Origin of the sequence: Streptomyces alkaliterrae, assembly GCF_007097205.2 — a bacterium.
Taxonomy (GTDB): Bacteria; Actinomycetota; Actinomycetes; order Streptomycetales; family Streptomycetaceae; genus Streptomyces; species Streptomyces alkaliterrae.
In genome coordinates this window covers 1-11421 of the sequence record NZ_VJYK02000181.1, presented here as the reverse complement: position 1 = coordinate 11421, position 11421 = coordinate 1, and the positions used below count along the sequence as shown (strand labels likewise).

Genomic DNA, 11421 nt, shown 5'->3' with positions numbered 1-11421 from the left:
GGTGGCGGCAACGCAAGGTGCCGGGACCGGCGGACCGGGGTCTGGTTTCGGGGTTGCCGGACGGCGGGCCGCAGGCGGCCGAGCTGTGCGCAGCAGTTCCAGGTCGCGCCAGCGCGTGCGCCAGACCTCCAGGCCCGGGTCGTCACGACCGTGCGGATACGGGCGGCCCTCATGGTCGTGGGCGAGAAGCGTCCGCACCAGTGCCATCAGGAAGTCCAAGCGAGGAAGCCGCTTGCCGTTCAGCGCCTCGCTGACCGCCGCTGCCGACAGCGGCCGGTGCCGGGGGGCGCGCCGGGCGATTTCCCGCAGCGGCAGGTTGCCGCGCTCGATCCGCAGCGCCTTCAGGTCGGCGGCGAAGACGGCCAGCCGCCGCCCGAAGTCGTCCGCCGACGCAGCGGCGGTGCCATGCACGGCGTCGTGGTCGGCCACCCGTCACCTCCTAGCGCGTGCCCACCAGGATAAGGAAGAGCCCGGTGTACCAACGTCGTTCGGCGGCGTTCGGGGCAGTTCGGTTCGGTACGGGTTCGTTCGCGGCATGACGCTGCCGGCGGCCGGCTGGGCTGTGCTGGAGGCATGACAATTCTTCCGCTACTGATCGGCCCGTTCCGAAGCGTGCTGCTCGTCGCTCTGCTCGCCCCAGCGCTGCTCGTGGCCCTCATCGCCACCGTCCCCGCCCTGGCGGTCCTGCCGTTCCTTACCGGCGGCACAGACCGCGCGGTCCGCCTTCTGCGGGCTCACAACGCGTACCTCCGGACACTGCTAGCCACGAGCCCGCCCACGAGGTGACGCCCGCAGCCGCAACCCCGACAGCGCGGTGGTCGGCCCTACGCCGACGCCTCGAGGGCGCGACCATCACAGCCGCGCCACGGGAAGGGCCGCCCCCGCATTCTTGCGGAGACGGCCCGTGTGACCTGCTGAAAAGTTGGTCACGACGGCGGGATTCGAACTCGCGACCCCTTGCCCTCAGCAAGTGCGAACTCTCGATTTCACCCCAACGACCAGGACAAATCCCCTCGGTACTGCGGGATTTCACGCCGAGTTGTTCACTACCGCGCTCAACGCGCGGTCCGCACCTGGTCCCCGCCGCTGGACTTTCCCAGCGGAACCCCACTCCCCACGCAGGTGGGCGAGAACCATGCCCGACCCCGCGCCTGCCTGTCGCCATGCGGACCACCCCATGCGCGTGGGGGTGCTTTGCTGAGTACGTACTCCAGCAGGACTCAGGCGCCTGCCCCAACAGGTCGGTCCGGAAGCCAGACACCGACCCGTCACTTGACCACGTAGCTAAGCGCATCAGCCGTATTTCGGGCGGCGCTACCACCGGCGTCTCTTCGGCCGGTCGGACGGCTGACCGGCCTGTTCCGCGCGCGTTCTTCTCTCGTCGCCGCCGGTGTTTCTCGGCGTGGCCTGATCCTTCGACTTCGCGCGCGATTCCGCCTGCGTGTCTTCTCCAGTACTCCCGCCGTGCGCGACGGGTTTATCGTCACTTCCGATGTCACGCGGGTGGCCCGGCGCGCTGCCATGCGTGACGTCGGGGTGCCGCGCACCCGACCGACCCGGCGGCGAGCGCCCGCGTCGTACTCCGGCGGCTGCGGGAACGGGCCGCGTCCGACGCCGGGGCGGCCGACTGGCTCGCGGGCGGCGGTACGGACATGGCCGCCGAACTGGTGGCTCTCGCCCACGAGCGACAGGACGACTTCCTCGTCATCGACACGAGTACCCCGCCCTCGGAGCTGGTGCTGCCGAGCGGACCGGGGGAGCACACCGCGCGGACGCAGGCCGTGCCGACGGAAGCTGCGCGGCCGCCACTCGCGCGGTCGGGAGGGGACGCGTGACGGCCCAAGGCGTGTCCCGGCCCGGGACGTTCGCCCCGTTGGCGCACCGGGCGTTTCGCCGCCTGTGGATCGGGCAGTGCGCCAGGCTGGTCGGGGACGGTGTCTTCACCGTCGCGCTGATGCTGCTGATCCTCGGGCGCCCGGGCGCCGCGTCCCAACTCGGCCTGGTGCTGGGCGCGGAGACCCTGGGAGCGGCGGGGGTGCTGCTGTTCGGCGGTGCACTGGCGGACCGCGTACGGCGCACCAGGCTGATGATGACGGCGGACGGTCTGCGCTCCTGCGCCGTACTGGTGGTCCTCGCCCTGGGGGCGGCCGCGCCGGTACCGGTGCTGATGGGGTGCGCGCTGCTGGTGGGGGTCGCCAGTGGCCTCTTCCGGCCGGCCTTCGGCGCGGTGCTGCCCAGCCTCGTACCCGAGGACCACATCCAGGCGGCCAACGCGCTGCGTTCCCTGACCACGCGTCTGACCGGGATCGCGGGTCCGGCGCTGGGCGGCGTCCTCGTCACGGGACCCGGCTCCACCACGGCGTTCGGGGTGCAGCTCGGTATGTGTGCGATCAGCCTGCTGACGCTGTACGGCGTCCGGGACGCCACGCCCGAACGTCCCGCTGCCGAGGGGGCGACGCAGGAGCGCCCCTCCCTCTTCGGGGACATCCGGGAGGGCCTTCGGGTGCTGCTGGCGCACCGGTGGATCACGGCGGTGGTCGGGCAGGGGGCGGTTCAACTCGCACTGGTGACCGCGCCCGCGACGCTGCTGCTGCCCATCGTGCTCGAAGACCGCGGCCAGGTGGGCCATGTCGGATGGGTGATGTCGGCGTCCGCTCTGGGGGCCGTGGTCGGCTCGGTCCTGGGCGCCCGGTTGCGGGTCGCCCGGCCGGGGCTGTGGGCGATGACGGCCCTGCTGTTCCAGCTCGTCGAACTCGCCTGCTTCATCGCGGAGGTGCCGACGGTGACGGTGGGCGCGGCGGTCCTGCTGTCCGGGGTGGGCTATTCCGTTTTCGGGGTGCTGTGGATGAGTGCCCTGCACACCCAGGTGCCCCGGCGGTACCTCGGGCGGGTGCTGTCCGTCGACGCCACCGCGAACACCGCTCTCCAGCCGGTCGCGCTCGCGCTCATGGGCGCGCTCATCGCCGGGGTCGGGGTGCCGGCGGTCGCGGCCGGCGCGGCGGTGGTGCTGGTGACCTCCACGCTCCTGCCCCTGGCCGTGCCCGGCGTGGCGGCGTTCCACGACCCGTCGGGTACGCGGACGTCCGAACCGGAGCAGGGCGTATGAGAGCTGTTGCATGAGCACTGTGACATGTTCCGGCCACGTCTCCGACCCGCCGGCGGTCGACCCCACGGCCGTGCCGGTCCGGTGCAAGTACCTTGTACGCGCTGCTGGGGGCAGAAGATGCCCCGATCGTGGTCGCGGTGTGTCGGATGGTCGGGAGCAGGATCTGAGGCTGCTGGAGCCGGGTGACCCGAACGTGCGCGTCTTCAGCTCCGGGCGCCCAGAAGCGGCGCGTATCTGCGATGCGACGAGGGCTCTGCTGGCGGGGTCGAGCACTATCTGGTTCAGCTCCGGCCAGCATGAAGGGGTAGATGCTGGGGTGTGGGGGCGCCTCCCCACCCCAGCCGTTTTCCATGGCACAGGACCACACCCTGAAAGCCGCCGTTCCGCCGCGCGCGACGGTCCGCCCGTGATCACTTGGGGCCGTCGGTGCCGACAGTCCTGAGCCGCTCGGTCACCTGCGCCAAGGTCGCGGTGAAGGTGTCGAGCCGATCGGCGGGCACGTCCGCGAACAGCAAGGCGGCCAGTTCATCGCGCCCGTCCCGCAGCGCCGATGTGACCGACCCCCCCTTCTCCGTAAGAGAGACGAGCGTGGCCCGCCGGTCAGTGGGGTGCGCCTCTCGAACCACCAGGCCGTCCTCCTGCAGCGCGTCGAGGAGCCCGGTCACGTTACGGGGCGTGACTCCCAGCTGGGTGGCCAGGGCCCGCTGCGTCATGGGTCCGCCGTGGAACAGAGCCCACAGCGCTCCCGCGCGCGCCGTGGTCAGCCCTTTCTCGGCCACCCCCCGCTGCATCATCGCGCCCAGCACCTCGGCGAGCTCGAAGAGCCGGTCGAGCGAAGCCCTGGCGGGAACGGGCCGCTCCGGCATATCGTGAAGTGACTTCACTATGTAGCACCTCCGCATACTAGAATAGCCCTCGGGGCTGCCGCAGAGGAGACGGTCGCCATGACGCAACCGATCAAGCCGCACCCACTCTTCGCCCGCTTCTACGCCAAGCTCGCCGGCCCGGCCCTGGAGAAGGCAGGCGCCGCCGAACACCGCGGACGGCTGCTGGCCGGCCTGACCGGCGAGGTGATCGAGATCGGAGCGGGCAACGGTCTGAACTTCCCCCACTACCCGCCCGAAGTGACGCGGCTCGTCGCCGTCGAACCGGAACGGAACCTGCGCGCACTGGCCCAGGACCAAGCCCCCGATGCTTCGGTGCCGGTGGAGATGTGCGACGCCCGCGCCGAACAGCTTCCCTTTCCCGACGCCTCCTTCGACGCCGCCGTCGTGTGCCTGACGCTCTGCTCCATCGCCGACCCGCATGCGGCCCTGGCCGAACTCCACCGCGTACTCCGACCGGGCAGCCAACTGCGGTTCTTCGAACACGTCCAGGCCGACACTCCCGCGATGCGGCGCGTCCAACGTGTCCTCGACACCACCGTCTGGCCCCGACTCATGGGCGGCTGCCACACCGGCCGCGACACCCAGACCGCCATCACCACCGCGGGCTTCACCGTCACCGGCGTCGACCGCTTCGCGTTCCCTCCGACCCGCATCCCCATGCCCGCCGCCACCCACATCCTCGGCACAGCCGTACGCCCGCCCCCGGGAGGCACCCGATGACCAGCCAGGACGACGCGAACCAGCCCACGACACGGTCGGACATAACCGCTGCCGGCATGTCCGCCACCCTCCTGGCGCGCCTGGCCGACAGGCTCGGCGCGCAAGCCTCCGTCACCGCCGTCTTCGGCGGGCCCGTCACCAACAGCGGCGTCACTGTCATACCCGTCGCCGAGATCGCGCCTCGGCTTCGGAGGCGGGGCCGGCCGCGAGACCGGAGCCGCCAAGAACGGCGAAGGCGGTGGCGGTAGAGGCGGAGCGGCAGGCCGGCCACGCGGCTTCAGCGTGATCAAAGACGGCACCGCCACGTACCAACCCCTTCGAAACCCCTGGACGGACGTCGTCACGCCACTCGTCACCCTCCTGGTGGTCATCGCCGCCCCACGGCTCGCTCGCCATCTCGCGAAGCGCCGCCCTTGGCCGACCACTGGCGTCAGCGGCGACTGGTCGTCTCTCCGGGGGCAACCATCCGCCCTGACACGCCAGAGGCACCGGCGGTTGGCTGGATCGCGCAGCCGCCAGCTCCGGGGCGGGGCCGATCGGTGCACGCGTCCAGCACGACGACAGTGCGCTCGTTCATGTCACCCTCGCTCAGAAGGTGATCACTTGGTCCGCCCAGAGGGTCCATTCGGCGAGCTCCTCCAGGGCTGAGCGGTGAGAGCCCTTGGCCAGGTGTTCCTCCGGGATGCCGCGGGCGTCCAGGCAGATGCCGCAGCACCTCACCTCGGCGCCGTGGCGGGCGGTGGACTCGATCATCCGGTCGAGGCGGTAGTAGCCGTCGGGCACCTTCTGTCCGGAGACCGCGCAGCCCACCGCGTCACCGAGCAGGAAGCCCCGGACCTTGGCGCCCTCGCGCCGAGCGCTCCTGGAACAGCCAGCCGCAAGCTGTTCCAGGAGCGCTCGGTGCCGTACGGCGGGTTGTTGAGGATGAGCAGGACGTTACGACTCATGGTCGCCCCCGTGCGCCGGACGGGGGCTGCGGCTGTCGATGCTGCTCGGCTGCTCCAGTGTCTGGAGAAAGCGGCCGTGCCAGGTGTGGTACCAGACGTCGCCGCTGGTGGCGTGGACCGAGAGCATGCCGACGATGCGGTCGCCGCGCAGGGTGTGCAGGTGTAGTAGCCGGGGAACCGTTCCGGTTCGGTGGAGTGCAGGCCGGGGCGGTGTTCCTTCAGCCACCCGTCGGCGATACGCACCGCCTTGTCGGGCCCGATCCCCGGCGGCCGGGTTGGTTGCCGACGGGCATCATGCAGTACGCGGTGGTCGTCGCGACCGGACGGGTGTTGGGAAGCGGGGTCGTCGTCCCCTCGTCTGGGTACCCGGCACAGGACGGCCCCCTCCGCTGAGGGGGCCGTTTCTGCTTCACGGGGCCCCTTCGTGGGGTGGAGTTGCTGGGAGTGGGCTGGGAGTGGATCTTGCGCATGGGTGCCGTAGCGGGACCGTAGTGGCGGCGTGGCGTTGCCGTATGGGAGCCTCGTCGAGGCGGCCGCAGTGCGCCTCCGCCGACGCCCTACCGGCGCGCTGACCTGCGCATACGTGAAAGGACCCGCCACCTCGGAGTACTCCTCCTCGATGACGGGCCCTCATGCACCGTCGGGACGGCGGGATTTGAACCCACGACCCCTTGACCCCCAGATCATCGCGGAAGGCGTTACCGCAGGTCAGCGCCACTGCGATGCACGAACGACCGTGACGCTGAACTGGGGTTGTTCGCTCCCGCGCACTGCGTGTGGTCCCAAGCTGGTCCCAGCTCTCGCTGTCCCGCCAGGCCGGCCACACAGTCTGCCGCCATGACTGAGGGGCGGCCCTAGAGGTACTTCTTGAGCCACTCGCTTGACGTCTGATCGAAGCCCGACCACGCGGCGTGGCCAGTCAGCTCAGCTACGAACAGCTCGTCGCTGGAGTCGATGTGACGCCTGAGCTCATCGCGAACCTGTGTGACCGACTTCGGGGTCTTGATGATCCAGGTGGAGTCGAGGCTGTGCCACCACGTGCCATACGCCTCGATGGCTTCGATCAGACGGGAGTAGTCCTGGCCGGGGCGATTCAGGTCGTACCCGACCAAGAGTGATCTCGTTGCCATGAACGTTCTCGTTTCCGAGGGCGAACCATGGGCTCGGTGGGCTTGGGTAACCTCACTCACCGCTGTAGGGTCCAAGAGCGCGACCAACGCAATGGCCCCATGCCGATGACTCGACCTCAAGTCGAGGCCCGGGATGGGGCCTTCTTGGGTTCGATCACGTCCATTACAGCACTCGGATAGCAGAACAGCAAACAGCAACCACAACATCTTGTGTTGCATGTCGAAGGGGCTACCAGATCTAGTGGTACATGCTCCTCTGTGCTCAAACTTCTCAGTGTACTGGGCGCCGCTGACAGTCACTCAGGTCGCGAAGGTGGTCTGAGCGGTGCAGGTGGTCGCAGATGGGCGAGGGGTTGGAGGAGTGTTTACCTTCTGCTGGTCGGTGGGGCCGGAGCATGAAGAAGGGGGCGTACGCTTGCTCAAGCAGAGTGGGGCCGCAGGCTTCCCACCGTGCTTTTGGTCCCACTGCCCCCTTCTTCTTGCTCCGGGAGGGGTCCCCGCCGAGCAGCAGAAGGTAAAGACTCCTTCGGCCCCGGTCGGAACGCGGAACGGCCCGCATTGCGCAGACGCGTAGGTGAGTCGAGGATGGCAACTTCGCCTATCGCGTGCGTGCCGGGGTGCGCGTCGGTCGGTGCGTATGAGGAACGGGGCGTCATGGTGTGCGGTCGCGCCCGTTGGGGCCGGTTGGTTTCACCGCTAGAGATCGGGTGCTTGTGTGTGGGCGCGCGTCGGCGGACGCCGCGCGGCGCGGGCCGGAGGCAGGAGCAGAGCGCGAGCGGGAGCCGGGAGCGCGCCCGGCGAAGCGGAGCGCAGCCGGTCTTGATGAGGTAGAGAAACCTGTAACAGGCCGGGGGCGTGGTTCTGCGCCTCACTTGCCGGCCTGAGTGAGCCTCCGGCCGTTATGGGTGCGTACATGGGGCGCGTCCGCGCTGAGCGCATCGAGGATGCGGACCGCGTAGACCTCGCCCATGTTCTCGGCGACCTCGGCGGGCGTCATCCACCTGACGGCCGTGGACTCGTCGGATGTCCGCTCCGTTCCGCCGGATGGCTTGCATCGGAAGACAAGTGCGACGACGCCCCGCGAGGTGTTCTTGTAGACCCCCGTGAGCTGGTCGACCTCGACGAGAACTCCCGTCTCCTCTTCGACCTCCCGCTGTACACCCTCTTCCGGCGCTTCGTCGACCTCCAGTACCCCCCCGGGGGGTTCCCAGGTGCCGTTGTCGGCGCGCTGGATGACCAGGACTCGCCCGTCGTCCCGGACGACCGCCCCCGCTACGGATACGGAGTGGAGCGGCGTTGACCGTGATCGGTGGGCACTGTTACTCATATAGAAGAGCATAGGAGGAAGACAGCACCATGAGGAGTGAGGCGGGACACAGCTCGGACAGGCCGAAGTACCTACAGATCGCCGACGATCTGGCACGGAAGATCCGTACGGGTGCGCTGGCGCCGGGCGCCCAGGTGGACAGTGAAGCCGACATCATCGAGCGCTACAAGGTGTCGCAGGGCACTGTTCGCAAGGCGATGGGCGAGCTGAGAACTGCCGGGCTCATTGAGACGCACCACGGGCGTGGCTCGTACGTGAAGCGACGGCCGCCCGTGCGGCGGAAGTCCTCGGACCGGTTCCGCCGCTCCCATCGCAAAGCGGGCAAGGCGGCCTACCTGGCCGAGACCGAGCAAGCAGGCGTCACAGCTTCAGTGAGCGTGCTGTACGTCGGCCCAACCGAGGCGCCAGGGGAGATCGCCGACCGCCTGAGCGTCGCCCCTGGCGCCAAGGTCCTGGCGCGTAAGCGGCTCTACTTCAGCGACGGCATTCCGACCGAGGAAGCCACGTCCTACCTGCCGTGGGATGTGGTGAAGGACATCCCTGAGATGTTCGCCGAGAACCCTGGCGGTGGCGGGATCTACGCACGCCTGGAGGAGCACGGGAACACGCTGGCTGAGTACGTCGAAACCGTTCGTGCCCGTCTTGCGACGAAGCAGGAGACCGTGGCGCTCAAGCTGAGCCCCGGCTCACCCGTGATCCATCTGACCCGAGATGCGATCACTGACGACGGGCGCGTGGTCGAGGTCTGCGACACGATCATGGCCGCTGACCAGTTCATTCTCGACTACCGGATTCCCGCCGAAGACTGACCGACCACACGTCACCCATCAACCCGTCCGGAGAAAGTCGCCGCGACGGGTTGACTCATGTATAGGAGTCGGGCACTCTTCTAACTGTCACTCATATACATGAGTGCAACTGGCCAACTCATCAAGAGGAGTGCGTCATGCCTTCGTTCAAGATTGACCTTTCGACCGCTGTGGTGATCGTGGCGACGGAGCCGACGATCAAGATGGCGAACAAGCAGGCCGGTGAGGTCGCGGTGGACCGGGACACCGGGGCGACGCTGATGACGGTGGACCTGTTGGTCTCCGATGAGGGGCAGAGCAACCTGTGGAAGGTGACGGTCCCGGAGACCGGTGTTCCGGAGGGGCTGTCGGTCGGCCGCATGGTGTCGGTCGTGGGGCTCAAGGCCCGGGACTGGGAGAACACCTTCAACGGGCAGGCGCGTCACGGGATCAGCTTCCGCGCCGTGTCGCTGGTGGCGGTCTGATCATGTCGGACCTGTCGCTGCTGGTGGATGCCAGTCCGCTGCTGGTGGCTGGTGGGGGCTTGTGGTGGGCGCGTGCGAAGCGTCCGGCGGTGTACTGGTCGCTGGTGCAGATGCCGGCCACCTGGGCCCGGTTCACGGTGACCTACCGGTCCACGATGGACGCGTGTGGGCTGACGGTCCGTCCCTCGCGGCTTCGGATGCTGCTGGCTCGTGCGGCGCGGCGGGAGGTGCAGCCGGTTCCGCCAAGGGTGTTGCTGGTGACGCCGACTACGACGGGCCTTAGGGTGCGGCTGCGGCTTCCGGCGGGGCTGGAACCGGCGGATGTGGCGGCGGCCTCGGGTCGGCTGCGGCACGCCTGGGGCGTCCACGCGGTGAACGTGGTGGAGACCAAGCCGGGTGTGGTCGAGCTGCGGATGACCGGCTACGACGTCCTGCGGCGGGTGCGGATGCCGCGCCGGGCCCGGCCTGGGCCGATGGTGGTTCCGGTGGCGGTGCGGGAGGACGGTACGCCGTTCGTGCGGGACTACCTCAAGGTGCCGCACGCCCTCACCCTTGGCGCGAATCAGTCGGGTAAGTCGATGTACCACCGGAACCTGATCAAGAAACTCGCCTCACAGCGGGTCGCCTTGGTCGGGATCGACTGCAAGCGCGGGGTGGAGCAGTCGGCCGCCTCACCCCGGCTGTCGGCACTGGCTACCGACCCCGCTCAAGCACTCGAACTGCTCGACGCCTTGGTCGAGGAGATGGAACGGCGGTATGACCTGCTGAAAGAGGCACAGGGCATCGCCTGGGATACCGCTCCGGGTGAGATCACCGCCGACATATGGGGCCTTGCTGAGGATGAGCGGCCGGTGCCGATCGTGGTGTTCATCGATGAGGTGGCGGAGCTGTTCCTTGCCTGGACGCGGAAGGATGAGGAGCGGCGGGACCGGATCGTCACTCAGCTCATCCGGTTGGCCCAGCTCGCTCGCGCGGTCGGGATCTTCCTGGAGGTGTGCGGGCAGCGTTTCGGTTCGGAGTTGGGCAAGGGCGCGACGATGTTGCGCGCTCAGCTCACGGGCCGGGTGGTGCATCGGGTCGCGGACAAGCAGACGGCTGAGATGGGGTTGGGGGATCTGTCCCCGGAAGCCGTTCCGGCCGCCACGTCGATTCCGCCGGATCGGCCGGGAACGGCGGTCGCTGCTGACGCCTCCGGCGGCTGGTCCCGCATCCGCACCCCGCTGACCTCCCTGGCTGAGATGGCCACCGCGTGCCGCCTCCATGCGCACCTTGTGCCTGATGTTCCGGCGCTGGCGCCGTTCCGCCCGCAGGTCCCGGCCGAACCTGCCACCGCCGCTCCGGTGCGGTTGATCAAGCCGGTCCCGGCCGCCGAGTAGCTACCGGCCACTTCCTGTTCGTCGGTGGCGCGGCCGTCTCCGCGCCAAGTCCCTACCCCCGCCATGCCCGAAACCCCTGGAAGGACGGTCCTGTCATGGCCGCACGGAAGACCACCCGGGTCAAGAAGCCGCCCGCGTGCCCGGACTGCAAGGGCACCGGTGAGACGACGGAGGTCGTTCGCGTCGGCTCCCGCCGCAAGGCCCGCGAGATCGACGCCCGTCAGAGCGTGCTGTGCGTGACGTGCTTCGGCTCCGGCACCGCGTGAGTGGGTGGAGGGAGCTGACCGTGTTCCGGAATCTGCGCATCGATGCCGTGCTCGTGCAGGCGGTGATCGCTGGTGCCTTGTCGTTCGCGCATCTGCATGACCTTGCGGCGGCGGCCGGACAGGACGGGTGGAAGGCGTGGGCCTACCCCGTGTCGGTCGACCTGCTGTTGGTGGCGGCCTGGCACCGGCTCCGGCACGGCACCGCCAAGACGGCGGCCTGGTGCTGGTTCCTCATCGCCCTTGCCGCCTCCCTCGGCGCGAACATCGCCACCGCCGGCCTCCTCGACCTCAACCAGCCACCGGACTGGCTGCGCATCCTCGTCGCCGGATGGCCCGCCCTCGCCTTCTTCGGCGGCACCCTCCTCGCCCACCAACGCCCCACCCACGAC

General features: G+C 69.1%; 14 protein-coding genes and 1 pseudogene. 8 read left to right on the top strand and 7 right to left on the bottom strand.

What is annotated here, in order from left to right; all coding sequences use genetic code 11:
* Together FNX44_RS17145 and FNX44_RS17140 are read right to left on the bottom strand one after the other, a co-directional pair.
* Positions 1-429: pseudogene (locus FNX44_RS17145) on the bottom strand (helix-turn-helix transcriptional regulator); the annotation flags it as partial.
* Between the two features lie 159 nt (positions 430-588).
* A complete protein-coding gene (locus tag FNX44_RS17140) occupies positions 589-738 on the bottom strand; it encodes a hypothetical protein (RefSeq protein WP_153507380.1) in 150 nt (49 codons plus the stop codon).
* A 914-nt stretch (positions 739-1652) separates the two neighbouring features.
* On the opposite strand from FNX44_RS17140, the gene FNX44_RS28085 reads away from it, so the two are divergent.
* Positions 1653-1835 carry a hypothetical protein gene (locus tag FNX44_RS28085; RefSeq protein ID WP_173019213.1) on the top strand — a complete coding sequence of 61 codons (183 nt, stop codon included), beginning with the start codon at positions 1653-1655 and terminating at the stop codon, positions 1833-1835.
* Entirely contained in the window at positions 1832-3106 is a 1275-nt protein-coding gene (locus tag FNX44_RS17135; RefSeq protein WP_173019212.1) for an MFS transporter, read from the top strand. The genes FNX44_RS28085 and FNX44_RS17135 overlap by 4 nt, the downstream gene beginning before the upstream one ends.
* 410 nt (positions 3107-3516) lie before the next feature.
* Here FNX44_RS17135 and FNX44_RS17130 read toward each other — a convergent pair whose 3' ends face one another.
* On the bottom strand, positions 3517-3990 hold the full coding sequence (locus tag FNX44_RS17130; protein WP_323369406.1) for a MarR family winged helix-turn-helix transcriptional regulator: 474 nt from the start codon (positions 3988-3990) through the stop codon (positions 3517-3519).
* Between the two features lie 60 nt (positions 3991-4050).
* Between FNX44_RS17130 and FNX44_RS17125 the strand changes: the two genes are divergently transcribed.
* Entirely contained in the window at positions 4051-4713 is a 663-nt protein-coding gene (locus FNX44_RS17125) for a class I SAM-dependent methyltransferase (protein WP_143649140.1), read from the top strand.
* 588 nt (positions 4714-5301) lie between these two features.
* Here FNX44_RS17125 and FNX44_RS17120 read toward each other — a convergent pair.
* The 4 genes from FNX44_RS17120 to FNX44_RS17105 all read right to left on the bottom strand — a co-directional run bounded on the left by FNX44_RS17120 (position 5302) and on the right by FNX44_RS17105 (position 8129).
* Positions 5302-5604 (bottom strand): DsrE/DsrF/TusD sulfur relay family protein, encoded by a 303-nt coding sequence (locus FNX44_RS17120; RefSeq protein WP_228449956.1) that lies wholly within the window; start codon positions 5602-5604, stop codon positions 5302-5304.
* A 45-nt stretch (positions 5605-5649) separates the two neighbouring features.
* On the bottom strand, positions 5650-5886 hold the full coding sequence (locus FNX44_RS17115; protein WP_143649139.1) for a hypothetical protein: 237 nt from the start codon (positions 5884-5886) through the stop codon (positions 5650-5652).
* Between the two features lie 628 nt (positions 5887-6514).
* Positions 6515-6772 carry a hypothetical protein gene (locus FNX44_RS17110; protein WP_228449955.1) on the bottom strand — a complete coding sequence of 86 codons (258 nt, stop codon included), beginning with the start codon at positions 6770-6772 and terminating at the stop codon, positions 6515-6517.
* Between the two features lie 886 nt (positions 6773-7658).
* A complete protein-coding gene (locus FNX44_RS17105) occupies positions 7659-8129 on the bottom strand; it encodes an NUDIX hydrolase (protein WP_143649137.1) in 471 nt (156 codons plus the stop codon).
* Positions 8130-8146: 17 nt separating this feature from the next.
* Here FNX44_RS17105 and FNX44_RS17100 point away from each other — a divergent pair, with 17 nt between their 5' ends.
* From FNX44_RS17100 to FNX44_RS17085, 5 genes are all read left to right on the top strand, one after another.
* Entirely contained in the window at positions 8147-8926 is a 780-nt protein-coding gene (locus FNX44_RS17100; RefSeq protein ID WP_143649136.1) for a GntR family transcriptional regulator, read from the top strand.
* Positions 8927-9063: 137 nt separating this feature from the next.
* On the top strand, positions 9064-9390 hold the full coding sequence (locus tag FNX44_RS17095) for an SCO3933 family regulatory protein (RefSeq protein WP_143649135.1): 327 nt from the start codon (positions 9064-9066) through the stop codon (positions 9388-9390).
* Between the two features lie 2 nt (positions 9391-9392).
* On the top strand, positions 9393-10766 hold the full coding sequence (locus FNX44_RS17090; RefSeq protein ID WP_143649134.1) for an FtsK/SpoIIIE domain-containing protein: 1374 nt from the start codon (positions 9393-9395) through the stop codon (positions 10764-10766).
* A 95-nt stretch (positions 10767-10861) separates the two neighbouring features.
* Positions 10862-11032, top strand: coding sequence for a hypothetical protein (locus FNX44_RS28080; RefSeq protein ID WP_173019211.1), 171 nt, complete (start codon positions 10862-10864; stop codon positions 11030-11032).
* Between the two features lie 20 nt (positions 11033-11052).
* A partial coding sequence (locus FNX44_RS17085) for a DUF2637 domain-containing protein (protein ID WP_143649133.1) occupies positions 11053-11421 on the top strand: 369 nt, incomplete at its 3' end.